Here is a 22,432-nt window from a genome sequence, read left to right as displayed (position 1 = left end):
GAGTAGCGAGGCCAGCTCAGGTGCGGCACAATGGGTCTTGGGCATGGTCTGTCTGGTTGAGGTGGTTCTCAAACCAGGGAAACGGGCCTGCCCACCCCTTGCAACGCCAGCCGCTGGGCCAGCCGCCTGAGGTGCGCGGCCGTTTCAAGGGCGATCGGCAATTGATCACCCGTCACCATCTTGACCTTCACTCCCATCTGGAAGGCTGTAGCGATGGTCTCTTTGGCTTCCTCACGGGGAGGATCAAACAGGGGCAAGACACCAAGAAACTGCCATTCCTGTTGTGCATCCATGCGGGCCACACCCAGCGAACGGAAACCGCGTGCTGCAAACCCGCTGATCGCGCTTTCGACGGCGGCCTTCACCTGGGCACCATTGGCCGACAACGCCAGGATCACTTGAGGTGCTCCCTTGGTGACCTTGAACTCCAGCCCGTCCAATCCCCTGACGGTGGCTTCGGTTCGCTTATGAACAGGATCGAAGGGCTGGAAATGAACCAACTGGTAATCCTCCAGGCTCTGATCTTTGGGAAGGGCATCAAGTACAGCCCGATCGATCGGATCCTTGTTGTCAGCTCGCGACGCCAGGGCCGCGTTGAAAATCACCAGCTCCGGACCGGCATCAACGCTGGATGAATCCACGCTGAATGGATCGCCAAGGGTCAGCTTGTTCTGGGTCAGTGTGCCGGTCTTGTCCGAGCAAAGCACATCCACGCCAGCCAACTCCTCAATGGCCGCCAACCGCGTCACGATCGCCCCTTTCTTCGTCAGCAGGCGCGCTCCCACCGCCATGGTCACAGAGAGCACCGTGGGCATGGCCACGGGAATCGCAGCAACGGTCAACACCAGGGCGAACTGAAGGGTGGTGAGCAGTGGGTCGCCGCGGAGCAGCGCAACGATCAGGATCACTGACACCAAAGCCAGCGCGAGCAGGATCAGATAGTTTCCGATCTTGAGGACGGCTTGTTGGAAATGGCTGACGCTCTGAGCGGCCTGCACCAGTTCCGCTGTCTTGCCGAAGAACGTGTTCGCTCCTGTGGCATAGACCATCGCATCAATTTCACCCCGGCGAATGATCGATCCCGACATGATGGCTTCACCGCTCTGGCGCTTGACCGGCAACGACTCACCCGTCAGGGCGGATTGATCCACTTGCAGCGGGTCACCATCCAGCAAGCGAGCATCCGCCGGCACGATGTCGCCGAGGCGTACATGGACGACGTCGCCTGGCACCAGCTCACGTGACTCCACAGTGGTCCACTGGCCATCTCGTTTCACCTGCGCCTTCATGGCCAACTTGGCTTTGAGTGCAGCGATGGCGTTACCAGCCTGGTGCTCTTCCCAGAATCCAATCACAGCGTTGGCGAGAAGCAGCAGCAGGATGATGGTGAAGTCTGGCCAATGCTGAGCCACCGCGGAAAGCACCACTGCTGCTTCAATCATCCACGGAATAGGACCCCAGAAATAGGTCAGGAACTTCAGGAACTGATTCGTCTGCTTCTCGGCAATCTCATTGTTGCCGTACTGCATCAAGCGGCGAAGAGCCTCGCTCTGACTGAGCCCATCCGGTGAAGACTTCAGCTTGTCCTGCAGCTGCTGTGCGTCCAGGTTGTCCCACTCACCAGTGGGTTCATGGCGCTGAGGGGCTGGACTCATTGTCCTCGTACTGGATTGTTGCTATGGGTGTGATTGAGAGGATGCGTCTTTGCCCGGTCCTAAGCCATGTCAGCCGCACAGGTATCGAAGATGATCATGTGTTCAGCGAAGCTGCTGCCTGGATGATCGCTGTAGCGGAGGATTCGACCTCTCGTGCCACCTCCATCAAGTCTGGTTCTGAGGACAGATTGCGAAGCATGCCCTCCGGCCGGATCATGCCGATCCGGGTCTGGCCAGCTTCGGTGTAGACGGAGATCCGGCAGGGAAGTGCCATGTTCAGCTTCATATCGTTCATCAACACCTTGGCTGCTTGCTGGGGATTGCACACATCAAACACTCGGCATTGCTCGGCAAAGCTGATGCCTTTACTGCGCAGGCTGTCGCCGAGATCCAGCACAACCAACACACCGAACCCTTCCGCTGCCACAGCAAGCTGAAGGTCGGCGCTTGCCTTCTCGAACGATTTGGCCGTATCAACAATGAAGTAAGGATTCATGGGATTCGACACCTCAAGAGGCCAGAGGGTGGTCAGGACTACGGCGACATGTGTTTGGCTCAGATTCAGCTGAGATCATCTGCCATATTGCCGGCAGCATCACGAACATTCTTGACAACTGATTTTGCGCCCTGCTTCAAATCCTCAGCTGTGTTCATGGCAGAGGCCTGAACCTGCTTGGCCTTCCCTTTGATCTGGTGGCCGGTGTCGCCAGTGAGTTCACCGTAGGCTGATTCCATTTTACCTTCTGCGTCTTTGGCTGCGGCGTCCACTTTGTTGGTCATTGTTGCGAGGGCGATAGGGTAGGAGGGATAACCGCTGTCCATGGCCATGGCCATGGCCATGGCAGGCAGTGAAATCAGCGTCATGCAGATCATCAGGGCCATCGCCGATAGCGAGGCCACAAAGTCACGAAAATGAATTTTCATAGAGTTGACGTCTACATCGCTGTCAACCCAAAGCTAGTCATGGCTTGAGGCTGGGAACATTAACGCGAGGTCCATGGCCTGGCGTTAACGATGACTGAAGCAAAAAAGCAAGCTACAGCAAGCAGTTTGCGGGATAATACAAATGATGAAGACGCTTCCTGAGGCCGCAACGCCAACCAGCTGGATCGGCGGCAGAAGTCAATCTGCCATTCATGCTTCACAGCCTTGATTGCGATTCCAAGCGAAAGATTTGTGGGCACAGCAAAGATCAGCTCGCCGCCAAGTGAGTAGAGATTCAGAGAGATCTAGCAGTTCAATTCTCTTGCGTATAAAGTCAAGGAATTCTCCAGCAATGCCATGATCTTGCAATCAGGCATCTCTACAGGTCAATACTGGTCATTGGCAGCGATTTCGGTCATCGCCGGCATCCGTTCGGCGGGGACGATCACGACGAGTCCAGATCATCATGCTGCATCAGTTGCCAGGAGCGCTGGCGGACTTCTTTGATTGACGACTGGTCGCCTGGGTAGATCTCGATGCTGTCCTTGATCAGAAATGGATTATGACTGACTTCATGAAACAGATGATGATGCTCAGGCAGCGCTGCAAGGATCAGCGGGAAACCAGATGGCCTGGAGTGCTGCTCCAGGACCGCGCGATCAACGGCACGGAAGAAGCGTTCCGCATCGATCTCCAGCTCAGACTTCTTCCCACCATGGCCGTGATGCATGGGTGAGTGCCCCACGTCGACACCTCCGTAGGAGGCGACGGTGTGGCGTGGCTCGGTGACTTCGCCCCCCAGTGCTTCGCTCATCGTTCGCGGGACACCATCGCCCAGCTCGATCTCGTCCAAACCATCACGGTTGCCCTCGAAGAGCTTGATCTCAGTCCTGCTCAAGCCGAGAACGTGATACCGGCCGGCTGACTGAAGGAAGCGCACCAGGGGTTTGACGTGGAAGCGGTCCGCCACGACAGCCAATTCAGCGACCGGTCGCTAGAGGGTGTAAACACGAAACAGGCCCCTTGCACCCAGAACGGCCAGGCCATCGAGGGTGTGATTCCAGAAGTCGCGGTCTTCAGCCAAGGACTGGAAAGGTTCCAGCAAGGGCTGTATGTGGTCGGTTGGAAATTGTTGCCGGAGGGACTCCTCCAGCGCTTTCACAAGATTGCCGAAGCGAATCGGATCTTGTTGATTCTCAGGATGATGACGATGCGTCGGCTGATAAAGCGAAAGGCAAGGGGGATCACAATGGTCAAAGAGCCCACCGGCGAAGTCGCTGTCGAGCGTGCTCACCGTGTTTCCTTTCAATGAAGTCATCTGAGTCATCGGGCTGCGTGCTGAGCACCACTGTCACCTAACTTTCTTCTAGCCAGATCCACAAAAAAAGACCAGAAAAGGCTTCGCATTTCTTCTATGAATCAATTCTTCTTGCGATCGATAGTCACACCCACTGTGCAGTCGTGGCTTTGTGGTGTGCCGCCCCAGTTGGTGGATGGTTGAGTGAGGCCTGGTCAAGTCGGGATTCCTGAACAAGCAAGAAAAGAGCGCTCCAGGAGCTACTCGCTGAACAGGTTCAGTTCAAAGTCCGCTTGTCCCTGCCGATCTTGCCTTCCACGCCAAAGGGCTTCCCCTCTGCTCAGGGCAGTGATCTCCTCGTTGGCGCCGACCACCGATCGTGGCGAAGGCAGGAACGCATCGCCAGGTGGCTGATCCGGCCCATGGCCTGTCCCCGATCCAGTCCTCAGACTGAGAGCACCGCCCCCGGCTCCGCCATGTGCTCCCACTGCTCCTGCGGCCAGCCCACCCGCACCCTCAAGCTCCGCCACAGCCTGCTGGAGCGGAACGACACCAACGCCGAGCGCAACCGCGAGCGCTTCGCCTCCGCCGGTCTGCTGGTGCTGAACGTGCTCTCGGGTCCCGGCGCCGGCAAGACGGCCCTGCTCGAGCGCCTCGCCCGTCAGTGGGACCATGGCCCGGTGGGGGTGATCGTGGGTGATCTGGCCACCGACAACGACGCCCGCCGCCTGCAGGCTTCAGGCGCCCGCGCCGTGCAGATCCAGACCGGCGACCTCTGCCACCTGGAGGCGTCGCTGGTGGGGCGGGCCTTCGATCAGCTCGACACCACAGGCATGGAACTGCTGCTGATCGAGAACGTGGGCAATCTGGTCTGCCCCACCGCCTTCGATCTGGGGGAGCGCCAGCGGCTGGCGCTGCTCTCGGTGACGGAAGGCGAAGACAAACCGCTCAAGTACCCGGCTCTGTTCCAGTCGGCCGATGCGGTGGTGATCAGCAAGGTTGACCTCGCTGAAGCCGTGGGCTTCGATCGTCCCCAGGCGCTGGCGAACCTGGCCGGGGTGGCGCCCCAGGCGCGGATCTTCGAGGTCTCGGCGCGCACGGGCGCCGGCATGGAGCCGTTGCTGCACTGGCTGAGCCACCAGCGCCAGGGGATGCCGGTGTGATCAGCCGCCTGCGGCTGGAGATCGAGGGGCTGGTGCAGGGGGTGGGCTTCCGGCCGCTGGTGATGCGGCTGGCACGGGAGCTGGGCCTCTCGGGCTGGGTGCGCAACACCGGCTGCGGGGTGCTGCTGGAGCTGCAAGGGCCCACTCAAGCGCTCGACACCCTGCTGCAGCGGCTGCAACGGCAGCTGCCTGCCAACGGCCGCATCGACCGGATCCACCGCCTGGGGCTACCCCTTCAGGAGGGGGAGAGGGGCTTCGGGATCAAGCCCGCGCTGATCGCGGCTCCGGCAGGCCAGAGCCATGAACCCTCGGTGCGCTGGGCCCTGATCCAGCCGGATCTGGCCCCCTGCCCGGCCTGCCGCGCCGAACTGCGCGACCCCACCAACCGTCGCTGCGGCCATGCCTTCATCAGCTGCGTCCAGTGCGGCCCTCGCTACAGCCTGGTGGGAGCGCTGCCCTTTGAGCGGGTGCACACCAGCCTGGCGGCGTTTCCGCTCTGCCCCGCCTGCCAGAAGGAGTACGACGATCCAGGCGATCGCCGCTGCCACGCCCAGACGGTCGCCTGCCCCCGCTGCGGACCGCGGCTGAGCTGGTGGAACGCGGCGGGGGAGCAGATCACCGACCCCCGCCAGCCCTCTCCCGGAGGCGCCAGCCCCTGCCTGCAGGCGGCCGCAGCCGCCTTGAACCGCAATCAGATCGTGGGCCTCAAGGGCGTCGGTGGCTTCCAGCTGCTGGTGCGGGCCAGGTCCCAGGCGGCGGTGAGCGAGCTGCGGCGGCGCAAGGGCCGCCCCGAGAAACCTCTTGCGGTGATGGCTCCGGACCTGGCCTGGGTGCGGCGCCATTGCCAGCTGAGCCGGGAGGAAGCGCAGCTGCTCGACTCACCGGCGGCACCGATCGTGCTGCTGCGCCGCCGCGGAGAGGCCGGGGTCTGCGACGCCGTGGCCCCCGGCAATCCCTGGCTGGGGGTGATGCTGCCCTCCAGCCCCCTGCATCTGCTGCTTCTGGAGTTGCTGGGGGAACCGCTGGTCGCCACCAGCGGCAACCGCTCGGGGGAACCGCTCTGCCACGACGAAACCACCGCCCGGCAGGAACTGGCGGGCCTGGCCGATGGGTTCCTCGTGCACGACCGCGCCATCCTCAATCCGGTGGATGACTCCGTTGCCCAGGTGGTCTGCGGCGAGCCGATGCTGCTGCGCCACGCCCGTGGCTACGCGCCCACTGCCGTGGACCTGCCAGGCCCCACCGCCGCACTGGCGCTGGGCGGGCAGCTCAAGAGCGCCCTCGCCTACGGCTGGGGCCGGCGGGCCCTGCTGGGTCCCCACCTCGGTGATCTCGACACGGAGGCCGGTGAGCGCCACTACCGACGCAGCCTGAAGGCCGCCCTGGCGCGTCACGGTCTCGATCCGGCCAGCTACGCGGTCGACCAGCACCCCGGCTACCGCTCCCGCCGCATCGGCCTTGAGCTGGCGAGCACCAACGGCCGCGCCGCGCCGCTGGCGGTTCAGCACCACCACGCCCACCTGCTGGCCTGCCTGGCGGAGCATGGCCTCACCCCGCCCCAGGTGGGAGCCGCCTGGGACGGGGCCGGTCAGGGCAGCGACGGCACCCTCTGGGGCGGAGAGGTGCTGCGGCTCGAGCAGAACGGCTTCTGCGCGGTGGCGCGACTGAGGCCCTTTCCCCTGCCTGGGGCGGAGCGGGCGCTGCGGGAGCCGCGGCGGGCGGCCCTGGGGCTGCTCTTCGCCGTCGGCGGATCGGAGGGGCTGGATCAGGCGGCGGGGCTGGCACCGCTCGAAGCCTTCACAGCCGGCGAACGCCAGGTGCTGACGCGGATGCTGGAGCAGGAGCTGCAGAGCCCGTTCTGCTCCAGCGTGGGTCGTCTGTTCGATGCGGTGGCCTCCTTGCTGGGCCTGCAGCAGCGCTGCAGCTTCGAGGGCCAGGCGGCCCTGCGCCTGGAGGCCTCCGCCAGCCAGGCCGCCGCCAGCGCCCGGAGGCCCTACGCCCTGCCCCTGCGCACCGCCACCAGGCCCTGGCTGATCGACTGGCAGCCCCTGCTCCAGGATCTGCTCGACGACCGGCGCCGGGGCGTGGAAGCGGAGGCCATCGCCCTGGGCTTCCACCACGCCCTCGCCAAAGCCCTGGTGGCCCTGGCGCAGCGGCTGGAGCTTGAGCAGCTGCTGCTGGGCGGTGGCTGCTTCCAGAACCGCCTGCTGCTGCGCCTGACGGTGGAGGGCCTGCGGCGGGTGGGCATCGAGCCGCTCTGGCCCCGGCGGATTCCCTGCAACGACGGCGGCCTCGCCCTGGGTCAGCTGGTGGCGGTCAGCCTCGGACGATCTGGCTAGAACCAGGGCAGGCACGGCAGGGCCGCGCTGGCGTCAGGGAGGTTCCGATGTGTCTGGCCATGGCGGGAGAGCTGATTCGGATTGAGGATCGCCGCCCCGCGGATCGCCCCCAGGAGGACCCCGCCCTCTGGCGCATGGGCCTGGTGGAGTTCTCGGGCGTGCGCCGCGAGGTGAGCCTGGCCTGCGTGCCCGAAGCGGTGATCGGCGACCGGCTGCTGGTGCACGTGGGCTTCGCCCTGAGCATCGTCCACCCCTGAGGAGGTTTCCGCCATGAAGCGAGTGAGCGCATGACCCGGGCGACCCTGGATGGAAACGAAGCGGTGGCGCGCGTCGCCTACCGGCTCAACGAGTTGATGGCGATCTACCCGATCACACCGGCCTCGCCGATGGGGGAATGGGCCGACAGATGGGCCTCCGAGTGCCGCCCCAACCTCTGGGGAACGGTGCCCCGGGTGGTGGAGATGCAGAGCGAGGGCGGGGCCGCGGGGGTGCTGCACGGCGCCCTGCAGGCCGGGGTGCTCACCACCACCTTCACCGCCTCCCAGGGGTTGCTGCTGATGCTCCCCAACCTCTACAAGATCGCCGGGGAGCTCACCTCCACGGTGGTGCATGTGGCCTCCCGTGCCCTCGCCGGCCAGGCCCTCTCGATCTTCGGTGACCACAGCGACGTGATGGCCGTGCGTGGCACCGGCTGCGCCCTGCTCTGCTCGGCCTCGGTGCAGGAGGCCGGTGATTTCGCCGCCATCGCCAGCCTGGCCAGCCTGCGCAGCCGTCTGCCGGTGGTGCACTTCTTCGACGGCTTCCGCACCTCCCACGAACTGCAGACGGTGGAGCTGATCGACGATGACCTGCTGCGCGCGCTGATCCCCGAGGAACTGATCGCCGCCCACCGCGGGCGTGGGCTGAGCCCCGATCACCCGGTGATCCGGGGCACCAGCCAGAACCCGGATGTGGCCTTCCAGGCCCGCGAGGCCGCCAACCCCTTCCACGACGCCGCACCCCAGCTGGTGCAGGACGCGATGGATGCCTTCGCCGGCCTCAGTGGCCGCGCCTATCAGCTCTTCGAGTACCGCGGCCATCCGCAGGCCGAGCGCGTGCTGGTGCTGATGGGCTCGGGCTGCGAGACTGCCCACGAAACCGTCGACGCGCTCACGGCCGGCGGCGCCCGGGTGGGGGTGCTGAAAGTGCGGCTCTACCGGCCGTTCGATGGCACGCGCCTGCTGCGGGCCCTGCCGGCCACGACCCGGGCGATCGCGGTGCTCGATCGCTGCAAGGAGCCGGGCAGCGGCGGCGAACCCCTCTACCTCGATGTCTCCAATGCCCTGCGCGAGGGCTGGACCGGCTCCTCCCTGCCGCGCCTGCTGGGCGGCCGCTACGGCCTGGCCTCCAAGGAATTCACCCCAGCCATGGTGCGGGCCGTGTTCGCGGCTCTGGAGCGACCCGGCACCCCCAACCCCTTCAGCGTCGGCATCGACGACGACGTGACCCACCGCTCGCTGCCGCTGGAGGAGGAGCGGGAAGCGGGCGATGACCCCGGTGCGCCCTTCGCCGCGATCCTCTACGGCCTCGGCTCCGATGGCACGGTGGGGGCCAGCAAGTCCACCGTGAAGATCATCGGGGCGGCCACCGCGCTCCACGCCCAGGGCTATTTCGTCTACGACTCCAAGAAATCGGGGGCGGTCACGGTCTCCCACCTGCGCTTCGGGCCGGAGCCGATCCGCTCCACCCACCTGGTGCGCCAGGCCCGCCTGGTGGCCTGCCACCACTGGGACTTCCTCGAGCGCTTCGATCTGCTGGCCGAAGCCCTGCCCGGGGCCACCCTGCTGCTGAACAGTCCCTGGCCGGCGGAGCAGGTTTGGGCGCGGCTGCCCCGGGCGGTGCAGGAGCGGATCGTCGAGCGCAATCTCAGAGTGCTGGCGATCGAGGCCTCGACGATCGCCAGGGAGCTCGGCCTGGGCGGGCGCATCAACACCGTGATGCAGGTGGCCTTCTTCGCCGCCGCAGGGGTGCTGCCGCTGGAGCAGGCCCTCGAGGCGATCCGCGGCGCGATCCGCCACAGCTACGGCGGCAAGGGCGAGCGGGTGGTCCGCAGCAACCTGGAGGCCGTCGACACGGCCCTGAGCCGCCTGCGGCCGGTGCCGATCGGTGCGGTGGGCGAGAGCGCGGCAGGGACCGAGCAGGAGGCACTTCCGGACCCCCTGGCCTCAGCGCCGGCATGGGTGCATGAGCTGATCGCGCCGCAGCTGGCACGCCAGGGGGATCGCCTGCCCGTCAGTTCCCTTCCTCCGGATGGCACCTTCCCCTGCGGGACAGCCCGCTGGGAGAAGCGCAACATCGCCGAATCGGTCCCGGTGTGGGAGGCCGACCTCTGCGTGCAGTGCGGCAAGTGCGTGATGGTCTGTCCCCACGCCGCGATCCGGGCCAACGTGGTGGAACCGTCGGCCCTGGCGGACGCGCCCGAGGGCTTCGCGAGCACGGCCGCCCGCGACCCCCACTGGAGCGGGCTCAGCTTCACCCTGCAGGTGGCCGGCGAAGACTGCACCGGCTGCAGCCTCTGTGTGGAGGTCTGCCCGGCCCGCGACCGCACCGAGCCCCGGCGGAAGGCGATCAACATGGCCCCCCAGCGTCCCCTGCGGCAGAGGCTCCGCCGCCACTGGGACTACGCCCTGGGGCTGCCCAGCCCCGACCGGCGGGACCTCGACCTCCGCCACATCCGCCAGCAGCAGCTGCAGGAGCCCCTGTTCGAATTCTCCGGCGCCTGCGGTGGCTGCGGCGAGACCCCCTACATCAAGCTCGCCACCCAGCTGTTTGGCGACCGCATGGTGGTGGCCAACGCCACCGGCTGCTCCTCGATCTATGGCGGCAACCTGCCCACCACCCCCTGGAGCGCCAATGGCGAGGGCCGCGGCCCCGCCTGGAGCAACTCCCTGTTCGAAGACAACGCCGAATTCGGCCTCGGCTTCCGCCTCGCCTTCGACCAGCGCCGAGCCATCGCCCAGCAACGGCTGCTGGAGCTCGCCGGCCCCACCGCTGAAGACTGGCTTCCTGAGCCTCTGGCCGAGGCCCTGATCGGGGCGGATCAGAGCGATGAGGCGGGTCTGCACGAGCAGCGGCTGCGGGTGGTGGAGCTGCGGATGCTGCTGGAGCAGCGCCTGGAGGAAGCGCAGTCGTCCAACGGGGGATCTCCCCGCGCTGAAGCCGCCCGCGCCCTGCTCTCCATCACCGACGATCTGGTCAAGCGCAGCGTCTGGCTGATCGGCGGCGACGGCTGGGCCTACGACATCGGCTCGGCCGGCATCGACCACGTGCTGGCCAGCGGCGCCGACGTGAACATCCTGGTGCTCGACACCGAGGTGTACTCCAACACCGGCGGCCAGATGTCGAAGGCCACCCCCCGGGGGGCCGTGGCCAAGTTCGCCAGCGGGGGCAAGACCAGCGCCAAGAAGGACCTGGGGCTGATGGCGATGTCGTACGGCCACGTCTACGTGGCCAGCGTGGCGATGGGTGCCCGCGACGAGCACACCCTCCGGGCGTTTCTGGAGGCGGAATCCTTCCCGGGACCCTCCCTGATCCTGGCCTACTCCCACTGCATCGCCCACGGCATCGACATGGCCCAGGGCATGACGCAGCAGAAGCGGGCGGTGGAGTCGGGGCGGTGGCTGCTCTACCGCCACGACCCGCGCCGGGCCGAACGTGGTGAGAACCCCCTGGTCCTGGATTCGCGGGCCCCATCGCTGCCGATGGCGGAGGCGATGGCCAGCGAGAACCGCTTCCGGATGCTGACCTACAGCCATCCGCAGCAGGCACGGGACCTCACCCGTCAGGCCCAGCAGGAGGCACGCCAGCACTGGGAGCGCTATCAGCGGATGGCAGAGCCATGAGCGGACCTGACCTCAGCATCGACTTCCTCGGCCTGACCCTGGACTCGCCGCTGGTGGTGGGGGCGGCCGCCCCCCTCAGCGCTGACCCTGATCGGATCCCCCGCCTGGCCGAGGCCGGCGCCGCCGCGGTGGTGCTCCACTCCCTCTTCCTGGAGCAGATCGAGCGTGACTGGCAGGACTGGGACCACCACCGGCACCTGGGCAGCGAGAGCTACCCCGAAGCCCTCAGCTACCAGCCCAGCCTCGAGCCGCGCCACCTCGGAATCGAGGGCTACCTCCACGAAATCGAAACCGCCTGCCGTCGGGTCGACATCCCGATCATCGCCAGCCTCAACGGCACGGAGGAGGGCCACTGGGAAGCGATCGCCCGGGCCGTGGAACAGGCCGGTGCCGCCGCGATCGAGCTCAACCTCTATGCGGTCCCCACCGACCGCAGCCTCGACGCCAACGCCATGGAGGCGGCCCAGGTGGCGATCGTGCAGAGCGTCTGCGCGGCCACGCGCCTGCCGGTGGCGGTGAAGCTCAGCCCCTACTACACCAATCTCAGCCACCTGGCCCACGCTCTGCAGGCCGCCGGCGCCCGCGCCCTGGTGCTGTTCAACCGCTTCTACCAGCCCGACATCGACATCGAGACCCTGGAGCCCTGCTCGAACCTGCTGCTGAGCTCAGCGGCGGATCAGCGGCTCCCCCTGCGCTGGATCGCCCTCCTGCACGGCCGGGTGCCCCTCGAGTTCGGCGCCAGCGGCGGCATCAGCCATGGCACCGATGTGGTGCGGATGCTGATGGTGGGTGCCAGCGCAACGCTGGTGGTCTCGTCGCTGCTGCGCCATGGGCCGCAGCACCTCCACACCCTCCGCACCGAGTTGAGCCACTGGCTGGAAGAACATGGCCATGGTTCCGCCCGGGAGCTGCTGGGCTGCATGAGCCAGCGGCGCTGCCCCGACCCCGCCAGCTACGAGCGGGCCCAGTACCTGCGGGCCATCTCCGTTGAACCCCTGGGCATGGCCTGGGAGCCATGAGCACCAGCCCCTCGTCAAGCGCGAGCGCACCGGTGCACCACCTGCTCGACGCGCTGCACAACGAGATCAGCCGCAGCTGGACGCTGATGGAGGTCTGCGGCGGCCAGACCCACGCGATCCTGCGCCACGGCCTTGATCAGCTGATCCCCAGGCAGCTGGAGCTGATCCATGGCCCCGGCTGCCCGGTCTGCGTCACCGCGGCCGAGACGATCGACCGGGCCCTGCAGCTGGCGTCCCTGCCGGAGGTGATCCTCTGCTCCTACGGCGACATGCTGCGGGTGCCCGGCAGCGGCCCCGACCACCTGCTCCAGGCTCGCGCCGCCGGGGCCGATGTGCGCCTGGTGACCGCCCCCCTCGATGCCCTGGCCCTGGCGAGGGCCCATCCCGAGCGGCAGGTGGTGTTCTTCGCCGTGGGCTTCGAGACCACTGCCCCAGCCACGGCCCTGCTCGCCCACCAGGCCTTGAGCACCGGCACTCAGAACCTCAGCCTGCTCGTGGCGCACGTGCGCGTGCCGCCGGCGATGGAGGCGATCCTGGCCGCTCCCCACTGCCGGGTTCAGGGCTTTCTGGCGGCCGGTCATGTCTGCACCGTGATGGGCCGCCAGGAGTACGAGCCGATCGCGGCACGTCACCGGCTGCCGGTCGTGATCACCGGCTTCGAGCCCATCGATCTGCTGGAGGGGATGCTGCGGGCCGTGCGCCAGCTGGAGCGGGGCGAGGGGCGAGTGGAGGACGCCTACCCACGGGCCGGCGCCGGCGAGGGCAACGCCACAGCCCGCGCCCTGATCGAGCGGGTCTTCGCCATCAGTGATCAGCACTGGCGCGGCCTGGGGGTGCTGCCCGGCAGCGGCCTGCGCCTGCGCCCCCCCTACGACGCCCTCGACGCGGAACACCGTTTCCCGCCCGTCTCCCGGCCGGATCCGGACTCCGGCGCCCAGGGTTGCATCAGCGGCCAGGTGCTGCAGGGCCTGGCCCGCCCCGATGCCTGTCCCCGCTTCGGCCGGGGCTGCAGCCCTGAGCGGCCGCTGGGGGCCCCGATGGTGTCGTCCGAGGGGGCCTGCGCCGCCTACTGGCGCTACCGCACCCGGGCCTGAACCATGGACACCCCGCTGGAGTTCCCCTGTCCCATCAGCCCCGATGACGGCCCGGCAGTCCTGCTCGGTCACGGGGGCGGTGGCCTGCTCAGCCAGCAGCTGCTGGAGCGGGTGATCCTGCCCGCCCTCGGCTCCGGTGGCGGCGTGCTGCTCGATGCCGCCACCCTGAGCTCGGAGGCCGGTCAACTGGCCTTCAGCACTGATGGCCATGTGGTGCGGCCCCTGGAGTTTCCCGGCGGCGACATCGGCGCGTTGGCCGTGATCGGCACCGTCAACGACCTGGCGATGCTGGGGGCCACACCCCTCGCCCTCAGCCTCGGCCTGATCCTGGAGGAGGGCCTGTCCTTGGGCACCCTGAACCGCTTGCTGAAGTCAGCCGCCGCCGCCGCCGCCCGCTGCGGCGTGGCGATCGTCACGGGCGACACCAAGGTGGTGGAGCGCGGCAAGGCCGATGGCCTGTTCATGACCACCGCCGGCATCGGCCGCATTCCCCCCGGGCTGGCGATCGGGCCAGCCGCCATCCGCAGCGGCGACGCGATCCTGGTGAGTGGCGACCTGGGCCGGCACGGGGTGGCGATCCTGGCCGCCCGCCAGGAGCTGGGCTTCAGCACTCCCCTGGTGAGCGATCTGGCCCCGTTGCACGGCAGTGTCCAGACCCTGCTGGCCGCCGGCCTCGAGCTTCATGCCCTGCGCGATCTCACCCGCGGTGGGCTGGCGGCCGCCCTGCACGAGCTCTGCCGCGGTGCGGGACTGGGGGGCCTGGTGCACGAGCCGGTGGTGCCGATCCACCCCGCAGTGGCCGCGGCCTGCGAGCTGCTGGGGCTCGATCCGCTCACCATGGCCAACGAGGGACGCTTCGTGCTGGTGCTGCCCGCCCCTCAGGCGCAGACGGCACTGGAGCTGCTGCGCCGGGAACACCCCAGAGCCGCGATCATCGGCCGGATCGAGGGCCAGGCGTTGCTGCTGGAGACCTCCCTGGGGGTGCGCCGCCCCCTGGAGCCGGGCCGTGGAGAGATGTTGCCCCGCATCTGCTGAAGGAGAAGCTCAGCCAAGGCAACCCCATCGTGACGGCGCCCGGGGGCTGGGATGATGGGATCTGTTCCTTCGAGCAGTCATGTACACCGACTGGACCGCCGTCATCCTGCTGCTGCTCACGGCCATCCCCCTTGGCGTGGTGGTGGCCACCGCCGCCTTCTTCATCTGGCGCCAGAAAAAACTCAAGCAGCGCTGATGTCGTGGGGGGCAACTCCATGATCGGGAAGGCTGCCCTGGCCCAGACAATCGAGGCAAGTCCGGAAGCGGTGTCCGCCCAGCCGCAGAACCCCGCTGCCACCGCAATGGTTGCAGCCCCTGAGGGAGGTCTGTTCGGAACCCCTCACTGAACCGGCAGTGCGGGCCGGATGGGTGAGAACGTGGGGGAAGGGACAGGGTTCGCTCGATTCAGCAGCCGCAACAGGGACTGTGGGGAAAGACACCACCACGTACGTGGGTCTCCGCTCACTGACAAGACGATTTGGAGTGGAGCTGGACACAAAGACTGGCTCGTAGTGGTTGCTGTCCAGTCTGGTCAGAACTCTGTGCCTTTGATCCCGAAACCTTCCTTAAGAGTGTCCTTGCTTCAGCCCGTCTGTCGCAGCTGCGCCTCGAGGCGGTCCAGGTCGAGCTCCTGCAGCAGTTCCTGCGCGCTCAGGCGGCTGCCCGAGGGCACCAGCTCCAGGCTGGAGGCCATCCGCCCGATTACTGCCGCCGCGTCAAGACCCTCCTGTCGCAGGGGATCCAGGCCCTGCACTCCCTCACGCTTGGCCAGGCGCTCTCCGGCCTCATTCAGCCAGAGGGGCACATGCCAGGTCGTGGCGAACGGCCGCCCCAGCCGCTCACTGACCGCCACCTGCGGTGCCGTGGAGCGCCACAGGTCGGAACCCCGCACCACCGTGGTCACGGCCAGCAGCAGGTCATCCACCGCCGAAGTCAGGTGGTACGCCAGGAAGCCATCGGCGCGGCGCAGCACCACATCGCCCACCTCCGTGGCCGACTCCAGACAGCCCTCCGCCCCGATCCGCTCCTGCCAGCGCAAGGGCCCGGGCTCCAGCTTCAGCCTCCAGCTGGGCAGCCGCCCCTGCTGAACCCCCCACCCGTGGGCCCCATCCCGGCAGGTGCCGGGGTAGAGAGGCCAGCCCCCATGGGGCGCCGAGAGATGGGCCAGCATCCGGCGGCTGCAGCGGCAGGGATAGAGGGCTCCGCCGTGGCGCAAGGCGGAAAGGACCGTGGCGTAGAGCCCGGTGCGCTCGCTCTGGCGCAGGGGCGGACCATCCCAGGTCAGCCCCAGCCAACGCAAGTCGGCCTCGATCGCCTCGATGGCCCCGGCACGCCGGCGGGGGCGGTCGAGGTCGTCGTGGCGAAGCAGAAAGCGACCTCCACTCAGGCGGGCCTGCAGCCAGGCCAACAGGGCCGTGCGCAGGTTGCCCAGGTGAAGCGGACCGCTCGGGGAGGGGGCGAAACGCCCGGTGGCTCCCTCAAGCCGGCGCTGATCAGCCGCCTCGATCAGTCGCTCGAGATGGGCGGGGAGGGGGAGCCCCAGGGCTCAGCTCTGGACCTTGTCCTTGAACTGCTTGCCGGCGGTGAAGGCCGGCACGCGCTTGGCCGGGATCTTGATCTTTTCGCCGGTCTTGGGGTTGAGGCCCTGACGGGCGGAGCGCTCGCGGGCCTCGAAGGAACCGAAGCCCAGGATCGACACCTTCTTGCCTTCGACGACGGAGTCGACGATGGTCTCGATCGCGGCATCGACGACCTTGGACACTTCGGTCTTGGTCAATTCGGTGCGGACCGCAACGAGGTTGACGAGATCAGCTTTGTTCATCGGAGGCGAAAACTTCAGGAGAGTGCGGGAGCTGGGCGGAGCGGAAAAACACCCTCTCGCCTGCGCCGGAACGGTAGAGCGCGCCAATCGTATGGGGGAAGGACGGTCTGGGCAACCAGAAACCACGCCTGAACAACGGTTTGGGGCCGAATCCGCTCCGATCGCACCCATTCCGGCCCCCATTGGCCGCCCAGCGGAGCCTCAGGGACGATCCAGCAGGCCATCCAGCAGAGCGCGGCCTCCTTCGATCAGCTTCTCCCCCTGCAGAGCCCCCAGACCCGCTCCGCTGGCGATCCAGCGGGGGGAACCGGAAGGCAGCCAGCGGCGCAAGGCTTCGAGGCTGCGCCCCTGCCGGGCCCAGTGAAAGGTGCGGGCCGTGCGCAGTGGACGGGCCGCACCCGGTGCGGTCGGCACCAGCAGACGGCCGCAGAACAGCACGTCCAGCTCCCCGGCGGCATGGACCACACAGGCCCCCGGGGTGGGTCCCGGTGTCCAGAGCGCCCGCACCCCCTCACCAAGGTCGATCGCCTCGCCGAAGGGGCAGAGATCCGCCACACCCGGCAACAGGTAGGCCTCCTGTTCCTGGAGCCGCAGCGGCCAGCCCAGCGCCTCCTGCCAGCGGCGGCAGCGGCCATGGCCCTCGCGGCTGGTGAGCAGGATCGTTCCGGCTCCGGCCCTGCTCAGTGCTTCAAGGTTGGCGGCCGTGTACGCCGGCGCATCGATCAACAGCGGTGCCCGGCCTCGGGGCGCCAGCAGCCAGGAGGTTCCCCCCAGGGTGTCGCGGTTGGGGGCGAACACCCAAAGGCCCGGCATCACGGGCGTGGGCGGCCGGCCGACCTCCAGGGTCATCTCGCCGCTGTCCTCCGCCGGCATGGCCGCCTCCCGAGGACCATCGCCCCTGCACAGCACTAGTTTGAAACGTCAGGTGACCCGGGTCCTTGTCTTCGATCCTGCTCGGACATCCCTGGCCCCTCGGGGCTGCGCTCACCGCCAGGGGGGTGAATTTCTCCCTGGTGGCCCCATCGGCCACCAGGGTGGAGCTGCTGCTGTTCGCCCGCGGCAGCTCGCCTGAGCCCTTCCGGATCATCCCCCTCGATCTGGACCATCGCTCTGGCGACCACTGGCACGTGGAAGTGGAGGGCATCGGCGCCGGCACCTGCTACGGCTACCGCGTCTATGGGCCTCTGGTGCCCGGCGGCCACGGCTTCAATCCATCGAAAGTGCTGCTCGATCCCTGCGCCAGGGCGATCAGCGGCTGGGACGTCTACCGCCGCGGTGACGCCATCGGCGCCATCCCCAACACCGCCAGCTGCCTGAAGGGGGTGGTCACCGAGCGGGATCGCTTTGATTTCGTGGCCGCGCCGAGGCCCCGCCACAGCTGGCAGAACACGGTGATCTACGAGCTGCACGTGGGGGGGCTAAGCCGGGGCCAGGGCAGCCCCGTGGCCGCGGATCACCAGGGCAGCCTGCTGGGCCTGATCGACTCCCTGCCCTACCTCAGAAGCCTGGGCGTCACCGCCCTGGAGCTGCTGCCGGTGATGGCCTTCGATCCCCAGGACGCTCCCCACGGCCGCCAGAACTACTGGGGCTACAGCCCCCTGAGCTGGATGGCCCCCCACCAGGGCTACCTGGTGGGAAACGACCCGCTGCAAGGCCGCCAGCAGGTGCGGCAGCTGGTCACCGCCTGCCACCAGGCCGGCATGGAGGTGCTGCTCGACGTGGTCTACAACCACACCAGCGAAGGCAACCAGGACGGACCGACCCTGAGCTGGCGTGGGCTGGCGGACCGCCTCTACTACCACCAGAACGGCAGGGGCGACTACCTCGATGTCACCGGCTGCGGCAACACCATCGCCGCCAACCGCCCCCTGGTGCGGCGGCTGCTGCTGGAGTCGATGCGGTGCTGGGCCCTGGAGCTGGGCATCGACGGTTTCCGCTTCGATCTCGGCATCGCCCTCAGCCGCGGCGAGGAGCTGGCGCCCCTCGACAAACCGCCCCTGTTCGAGGAGATCGAGGCTGACCCCGAACTCAGCGACCTCAAGCTGGTGAGTGAACCCTGGGACTGCGGCGGTCTCTACCGGCTCCAGGATTTCCCGGCGCGCCGCATGGGCACCTGGAACGGCCGCTTCCGCGACGACGTGCGCCGCTTCTGGAAAGGGGACGACCACTGCAGCTGGTCACTGGCCCAGCGGCTCTCCGGCAGCCCCGATCTCTACGGCGGGCGACCGGCCACGGCGGGGCGGAGCATCACCTTCATCACCGCTCACGACGGCTTCACCCTGGCCGATCTGGTCAGCTATGACGGCAAGCACAACCTGGCCAACGGCGAGGACAACCGCGACGGCGACAACCACAACAACAGCTGGAACCACGGGGTGGAGGGGCCCTGCAGCGATCCTGATGTCAACGCGCTGCGCAACCGCCAGATACGCAACCTGCTGACCACCCTGCTGCTGGCGCCGGGAGTGCCGATGCTGCTGATGGGCGATGAGGTGCGCCGCAGCCAGGGGGGGAACAACAACACCTGGTGCCAGAACAACCCCCTGGGCTGGATGCACTGGCGCCCCGATGAGGACGACAGGAGCCTGCGACGGTACGTGACCCGCCTGGTGCGGCTGCGTCGCCGGCTGGACGGCCTGCTCAATCCCGAGATCCCCCATGCCGACGCCCCGCCCTCCAGGCCCGGCGAGCGGGACCTGATCTGGCGCGAATGGCACGGGGTGAAACTTCTCCAGCCCGACTGGGGCAGCTGGTCCCACAGCCTGGCCTGGAGCCTGCACGACTTGCGCCATGGCCCCCTGCTCTGGTGCGGCATGAACGCCTACTACCAGCCGATGACCTTCCAGCTGCCCGAGGCCGCTGCGGGCTGGCAGCTGGTGATCGACACCGGCCAGGCGGAGGGCGATGGGATGGCCGAGCGCCCCTCTGCCTGGGGGGGCTCCGAGGCCCCCCTCAGGGGCCGCAGCCTGACGCTGCTGCTCTCGCCCCATCTGATCGAGGCGACGGGGGGTTGAAACAGGAAGCGGGCGGCGGGAATCGAACCCGCATCATCAGCTTGGAAGGCTGAGCCTCAAATCGCCCAGTCTCATTGCTATAGCTGGCTTCTCAACAGCAGAAAAGCCCCATGTGAGATGTTTGGTGAGATGTTTTGCCCCTGAAAGCCGCCTAACGGCCTGGAAGGCCTCGGAGCTGCCCCATCAAACAAATAGCGGCCGAGACCGGCGTGGGACGCGCGAGACCCCCCGCTGACCAGCAGGCGCCTTGTTCAAGGGAAGGGGAACTTTCTTGAATTAGGCGCAGGCGAATTCAAGGTTCGAGCAGAAGTCCCCACGTCCACGCGCGGCGCCGAGGGCACCGATCCGCTCTGGTTGTTCTGCTCCCCCGGGCTCGGCCATGAAGACGGCCATGCCGCAAGGCTCTGCAGACACCGAAGGGCTCCGGTCGGCGACGGCCGTCCTTCAGCGTGCCACGGCTACGCCGTGGCTTGCATCGGCCAGCCGCCGCCGCCCTCCGCTCCGGGGCCGGTATAGGGGTGGGCAGGCATAGCTGTCCTCCCGCGGCTGCGGTGGCCGGGGCTTCACCCGAGTTGATGGGGAAGGGGAAGGCCCCAAGTTTCTTCGCGCGGCTGCGCGGCCAGCTAGGCATTCCGTGCTGAATCTGGCGGGTCTGCTTATCAGCTTTCCGATCCATCAGCGCATGGCTTTGCTTTGCGTAGATCCATTGCCCCGCAGCGCTCCTGATGCTTCTTTAGTGCATTTGTACTGATAGAATAAGAGCTGCGCCAAAGGCCACGAGCCCATCGCCTGCGGCAACGAAATCTTCGGACAACTTGCCCCGTTCGTTTGCTCTGTAGCCCATGAGCTTGTTCTCTGCTGCAGTGGCCCAGGCCGCTGCATTGCCGCTCCCCGGCCTTCTGCCGCCGCCGGTGCTGGCCCATCGCTCTGTCGTCATCGTCGCCGCCGGTGGTCGTGATCTCTCCTGGCCTCAGGAGCGCATCGCCTCGGCCCTGCTCCAGCGCAGCGGTGGCCGTGCCGTTCATCTGCTGCTCCATGGCGGTGCCCGTGGTGCCGATCAGGCCATCGGGCGTGCCGCCCATCAGCTCGGCTGGCGGGTCCAGTCCCTCGCTGCCGAGTGGCGCCGTTATGGCCGCTGTGCCGGCCCCATCCGCAATCGGCGCCTCCTCGAGCAGGCCCTGGCGGAGGCCCAGGCCCGCACCTCCCCAGCTTTCAGCGCCTCGGTGCTGGTGATCGCCTTTCCCGGTGGGGCAGGCACGGCCTCGCTGATGCAGCAAGCCCGCCGTTGCTCCTCCCGTTCGCCGGTGCCGGTGGTGGTGATGGAAGTGCCGCCGCCCTTCTCGCCCAAGCCCCTCGCCGCCTGAGCTGCAATCGCCGCCCCGTTCTTCTTGTCCCTAATCCCCATTCACCACCCCATGGCCGTTCTTACTGCCCCCGCTGCTCCTCTTTCCCCTGCTCTCCCCCAGGCCGCCGGGCCGTCCTGCACCCTGCAGCGCTCCGGCTCCTTGTGGCAGCTGGGCATCGAGGCCCAGGAGCTCACCACCGCCATCGGCCAGCTGGCCCAGCAGCTGGAAGCCGACGACGAAGATGCCCGAGCCCAGGCCCTCGCCGAGCTGGAGGCCGCCCTACTCGCCGAGGAGGGCAACAAGGCCGCACTGGCGGCCAAGGCCGATGCCACCTGCTGGGTGATCGAGCACCTGCGCGGCCAGGCCGCCTACCGCCAGCAGCAGGCCAAACGGCTCAGCGATCTCGCCCGCTCCGATGTCGGTCGGGCCGATGCCCTGGAGGAATCGCTGGTGCTGGTGCTCACCCGCCTGCAGCCGGCGGCCACACGCTTCTCGTTTCCGAATCACGAGCTGAGCAGCCGCAAGTCGCAGGCCGTGGTGTTCGACGACGAGAAGGCCCTCGATCCCGAGTGGTTGGCGGTGAAAACCACCACCCAGCCCGATAAGGCCGCCATCAAGGAAGCCCTCAAGGGCGGCCAGCAGATCCCTGGCGCCCAGCTCCTCTCCCGCCGCTCCTGGCGCATCCACTGAGGGGGCAGTGCCCCCTCGTTGTGGGCCTGCTGCAGGGGCAGGCCCAGGTCATCCATTCAGAGCCATCACCAGATCACCAGAACCCATGGATCTCTCCACCTACGGCAGCGCCAGCTCCACAACCACACCCACCAGCCCACGGCCCAGGGGCCACATCTGGTCCACGCGGCTCGCCAGCTGGGTGGTGCCGATCACCCGCAAGCCGGGCCGCCGTCCCTCACCCGATCACATCCACTGCAGCGAGCCGCCCTGCTGGGCGCTGATCGAGCCGCTGCCGCCTGAAACCTCCGCCCACTGATCCCGGTCCCTCCTCCCACTCACCCCCTCACTGCCATGACCTGCACCTTCTCCGCCGAGCAGATCGCCTCTCTCTCCGCCCCCCTCGATCGCGCCAAGGTGCGCCAGCGCGAGCAGGGCCGCACCAAGGTCAGCTACCTGGAGGGGTGGCAGGTGATCGCAGAAGCCAACCGCATCTTTGGCTTTGACGGTTGGCAGCGGGAAACCATCCAGACCCGTTGCGTCAACCAGGCCGAGCGCCCCATCGGTGCCAGGGGCACGGGCCGGGAAGCCAGGCCCGGCTGGGGTGTCACCTACACCGCCCGGGTGCGCATCACCGTCCGGGCAACCGCTCAGACACCGGTGATCCGGGAAGGTTGCGGTGCCGGCCACGGCATCGACGCCGACCTTGGTCAGGCCCATGAGTCCGCCCTCAAGGAAGCCGAAACCGACGCCATGAAACGGGCGCTGATGACCTTCGGGAACCCATTCGGCCTGGCGCTCTACGACAAGCAGCAACGCGGGGTCACCCACTCGGCAGGGGAGAACGGCGCTCCTCCGCCTGCCAGTGCCAGCAACGGCACACGGTCGATCCATCGCAGCCCCACGCCTGCTGCCCCGTCCGCAGCTGCAGACGCCGGCGACGACCCCGGCCTGGCGCCGCTCGACCCGGCCGTCATCCGCCAGGTCCTCACCACCCTGCGCGGTCTGCCCCGGCCGGTGCTGGAGGGCTTCACCAAGGCGTTTCGCAAGCGGTTCCAGGTGCCCCAGGAGGCCACCTCCATCGCCGATCGGATCCTGCAGAAGCGCCACCACGACTGGATCGAGGCTTACCTGGTGCAGCACCAGCAGGTGGCTGCCTGATGGAGGGATCAGG

20 protein-coding genes are annotated in these 22,432 nt (G+C 67.6%); 12 read left to right on the top strand and 8 right to left on the bottom strand.

Translation table 11 applies throughout. From position 1 onward, the window contains the following. Window positions 1–68: 68 nt before the first annotated feature. The 5 genes from KQ297_RS09005 to KQ297_RS08985 all read right to left on the bottom strand — a co-directional run bounded on the left by KQ297_RS09005 (window position 69) and on the right by KQ297_RS08985 (window position 3,873). A complete protein-coding gene (locus tag KQ297_RS09005) occupies window positions 69–1,655 on the bottom strand; it encodes a plasma-membrane proton-efflux P-type ATPase (RefSeq protein ID WP_259739121.1) in 1,587 nt (528 codons plus the stop codon). A gap of 94 nt (window positions 1,656–1,749) precedes the next feature. Then, window positions 1,750–2,151 carry a DUF302 domain-containing protein gene (locus tag KQ297_RS09000; RefSeq protein WP_259739120.1) on the bottom strand — a complete coding sequence of 134 codons (402 nt, stop codon included), beginning with the start codon at window positions 2,149–2,151 and terminating at the stop codon, window positions 1,750–1,752. Between the two features lie 65 nt (window positions 2,152–2,216). Further along, window positions 2,217–2,579, bottom strand: coding sequence for a CsbD family protein (locus KQ297_RS08995; RefSeq protein WP_259739119.1), 363 nt, complete (start codon window positions 2,577–2,579; stop codon window positions 2,217–2,219). Between the two features lie 445 nt (window positions 2,580–3,024). Next, window positions 3,025–3,549, bottom strand: coding sequence for a hypothetical protein (locus tag KQ297_RS08990; RefSeq protein ID WP_259739118.1), 525 nt, complete (start codon window positions 3,547–3,549; stop codon window positions 3,025–3,027). Between the two features lie 24 nt (window positions 3,550–3,573). Next, entirely contained in the window at window positions 3,574–3,873 is a 300-nt protein-coding gene (locus KQ297_RS08985) for a hypothetical protein (protein ID WP_259739117.1), read from the bottom strand. Window positions 3,874–4,352: 479 nt separating this feature from the next. On the opposite strand from KQ297_RS08985, the gene hypB reads away from it, so the two are divergent. From hypB to hypE, 7 genes are read left to right on the top strand one after another with little or no spacing between them, the layout of a single operon-like run. After that, window positions 4,353–5,039, top strand: coding sequence for a hydrogenase nickel incorporation protein HypB (gene hypB / locus KQ297_RS08980; protein WP_259739116.1), 687 nt, complete (start codon window positions 4,353–4,355; stop codon window positions 5,037–5,039). Next, window positions 5,036–7,378: a carbamoyltransferase HypF gene (gene hypF, locus KQ297_RS08975; protein ID WP_259739115.1), complete on the top strand. Its 2,343-nt coding sequence runs from the start codon at window positions 5,036–5,038 to the stop codon at window positions 7,376–7,378. The genes hypB and hypF overlap by 4 nt, the downstream gene beginning before the upstream one ends. 47 nt (window positions 7,379–7,425) lie before the next feature. After that, window positions 7,426–7,635, top strand: a complete 210-nt coding sequence (locus KQ297_RS08970; RefSeq protein WP_259739114.1) for a HypC/HybG/HupF family hydrogenase formation chaperone — start codon at window positions 7,426–7,428, stop codon at window positions 7,633–7,635. A gap of 30 nt (window positions 7,636–7,665) precedes the next feature. Further along, entirely contained in the window at window positions 7,666–11,259 is a 3,594-nt protein-coding gene (nifJ, locus tag KQ297_RS08965) for a pyruvate:ferredoxin (flavodoxin) oxidoreductase (protein ID WP_259739113.1), read from the top strand. Beyond that, window positions 11,256–12,278, top strand: a complete 1,023-nt coding sequence (locus KQ297_RS08960) for a dihydroorotate dehydrogenase-like protein (RefSeq protein WP_259739112.1) — start codon at window positions 11,256–11,258, stop codon at window positions 12,276–12,278. The genes nifJ and KQ297_RS08960 overlap by 4 nt, the downstream gene beginning before the upstream one ends. Further along, window positions 12,275–13,372 carry a hydrogenase formation protein HypD gene (gene hypD / locus KQ297_RS08955; RefSeq protein ID WP_259739111.1) on the top strand — a complete coding sequence of 366 codons (1,098 nt, stop codon included), beginning with the start codon at window positions 12,275–12,277 and terminating at the stop codon, window positions 13,370–13,372. Before KQ297_RS08960 ends, hypD begins: the two co-directional genes overlap by 4 nt. 3 nt (window positions 13,373–13,375) lie before the next feature. Further along, window positions 13,376–14,407: a hydrogenase expression/formation protein HypE gene (gene hypE / locus KQ297_RS08950; protein ID WP_259739110.1), complete on the top strand. Its 1,032-nt coding sequence runs from the start codon at window positions 13,376–13,378 to the stop codon at window positions 14,405–14,407. Between the two features lie 583 nt (window positions 14,408–14,990). Here the strand turns inward: hypE and gluQRS are convergent. The 3 genes from gluQRS to KQ297_RS08935 all read right to left on the bottom strand — a co-directional run bounded on the left by gluQRS (window position 14,991) and on the right by KQ297_RS08935 (window position 17,102). Continuing rightward, a complete protein-coding gene (gene gluQRS / locus KQ297_RS08945; RefSeq protein ID WP_259739122.1) occupies window positions 14,991–15,950 on the bottom strand; it encodes a tRNA glutamyl-Q(34) synthetase GluQRS in 960 nt (319 codons plus the stop codon). 3 nt (window positions 15,951–15,953) lie between these two features. Further along, window positions 15,954–16,229, bottom strand: coding sequence for an HU family DNA-binding protein (locus KQ297_RS08940; protein ID WP_006170026.1), 276 nt, complete (start codon window positions 16,227–16,229; stop codon window positions 15,954–15,956). 201 nt (window positions 16,230–16,430) lie between these two features. Further along, on the bottom strand, window positions 16,431–17,102 hold the full coding sequence (locus tag KQ297_RS08935; protein ID WP_259739109.1) for an MBL fold metallo-hydrolase: 672 nt from the start codon (window positions 17,100–17,102) through the stop codon (window positions 16,431–16,433). A 65-nt stretch (window positions 17,103–17,167) separates the two neighbouring features. Here KQ297_RS08935 and KQ297_RS08930 point away from each other — a divergent pair, with 65 nt between their 5' ends. The 5 genes from KQ297_RS08930 to KQ297_RS08910 all read left to right on the top strand — a co-directional run bounded on the left by KQ297_RS08930 (window position 17,168) and on the right by KQ297_RS08910 (window position 22,419). Then, window positions 17,168–19,243: a glycogen-debranching protein gene (locus KQ297_RS08930; protein WP_259739108.1), complete on the top strand. Its 2,076-nt coding sequence runs from the start codon at window positions 17,168–17,170 to the stop codon at window positions 19,241–19,243. Window positions 19,244–20,085: 842 nt separating this feature from the next. Continuing rightward, on the top strand, window positions 20,086–20,607 hold the full coding sequence (locus KQ297_RS08925; protein ID WP_259739107.1) for a DUF2493 domain-containing protein: 522 nt from the start codon (window positions 20,086–20,088) through the stop codon (window positions 20,605–20,607). Between the two features lie 51 nt (window positions 20,608–20,658). After that, window positions 20,659–21,279, top strand: a complete 621-nt coding sequence (locus KQ297_RS08920; protein ID WP_259739106.1) for a siphovirus Gp157 family protein — start codon at window positions 20,659–20,661, stop codon at window positions 21,277–21,279. 85 nt (window positions 21,280–21,364) lie between these two features. Next, a complete protein-coding gene (locus KQ297_RS08915) occupies window positions 21,365–21,577 on the top strand; it encodes a hypothetical protein (RefSeq protein WP_259739105.1) in 213 nt (70 codons plus the stop codon). A gap of 35 nt (window positions 21,578–21,612) precedes the next feature. Then, window positions 21,613–22,419 (top strand): RAD52 family DNA repair protein, encoded by an 807-nt coding sequence (locus tag KQ297_RS08910; RefSeq protein ID WP_259739104.1) that lies wholly within the window; start codon window positions 21,613–21,615, stop codon window positions 22,417–22,419. The last annotated feature ends 13 nt before the right edge of the window (window positions 22,420–22,432 follow it).

Origin of the sequence: Synechococcus sp. CS-205, assembly GCF_025128255.1 — a bacterium.
Lineage (GTDB): Bacteria > Cyanobacteriota > Cyanobacteriia > PCC-6307 > Cyanobiaceae > Regnicoccus_A.
This window is presented reverse-complemented; position numbering and strand designations above follow the sequence as displayed.

Excerpts from the sequence above, each read along its gene's own strand:
- KQ297_RS09005 (WP_259739121.1), bottom strand. The coding sequence starts at position 1,655 with ATGAGTCCAGCCCCTCAGCGCCATGAACCCACTGGTGAGTGGGACAAC.
- KQ297_RS09000 (WP_259739120.1), bottom strand. The coding sequence starts at position 2,151 with ATGAATCCTTACTTCATTGTTGATACGGCCAAATCGTTCGAGAAGGCA.
- KQ297_RS08995 (WP_259739119.1), bottom strand. The coding sequence starts at position 2,579 with ATGAAAATTCATTTTCGTGACTTTGTGGCCTCGCTATCGGCGATGGCC.
- hypB (WP_259739116.1), top strand. The coding sequence starts at position 4,353 with ATGTGCTCCCACTGCTCCTGCGGCCAGCCCACCCGCACCCTCAAGCTC.
- KQ297_RS08970 (WP_259739114.1), top strand. The coding sequence starts at position 7,426 with ATGTGTCTGGCCATGGCGGGAGAGCTGATTCGGATTGAGGATCGCCGC.
- nifJ (WP_259739113.1), top strand. The coding sequence starts at position 7,666 with ATGACCCGGGCGACCCTGGATGGAAACGAAGCGGTGGCGCGCGTCGCC.
- KQ297_RS08960 (WP_259739112.1), top strand. The coding sequence starts at position 11,256 with ATGAGCGGACCTGACCTCAGCATCGACTTCCTCGGCCTGACCCTGGAC.
- hypD (WP_259739111.1), top strand. The coding sequence starts at position 12,275 with ATGAGCACCAGCCCCTCGTCAAGCGCGAGCGCACCGGTGCACCACCTG.
- hypE (WP_259739110.1), top strand. The coding sequence starts at position 13,376 with ATGGACACCCCGCTGGAGTTCCCCTGTCCCATCAGCCCCGATGACGGC.
- KQ297_RS08940 (WP_006170026.1), bottom strand. The coding sequence starts at position 16,229 with ATGAACAAAGCTGATCTCGTCAACCTCGTTGCGGTCCGCACCGAATTG.
- KQ297_RS08935 (WP_259739109.1), bottom strand. The coding sequence starts at position 17,102 with ATGCCGGCGGAGGACAGCGGCGAGATGACCCTGGAGGTCGGCCGGCCG.
- KQ297_RS08925 (WP_259739107.1), top strand. The coding sequence starts at position 20,086 with ATGAGCTTGTTCTCTGCTGCAGTGGCCCAGGCCGCTGCATTGCCGCTC.
- KQ297_RS08920 (WP_259739106.1), top strand. The coding sequence starts at position 20,659 with ATGGCCGTTCTTACTGCCCCCGCTGCTCCTCTTTCCCCTGCTCTCCCC.
- KQ297_RS08915 (WP_259739105.1), top strand. The coding sequence starts at position 21,365 with ATGGATCTCTCCACCTACGGCAGCGCCAGCTCCACAACCACACCCACC.
- KQ297_RS08910 (WP_259739104.1), top strand. The coding sequence starts at position 21,613 with ATGACCTGCACCTTCTCCGCCGAGCAGATCGCCTCTCTCTCCGCCCCC.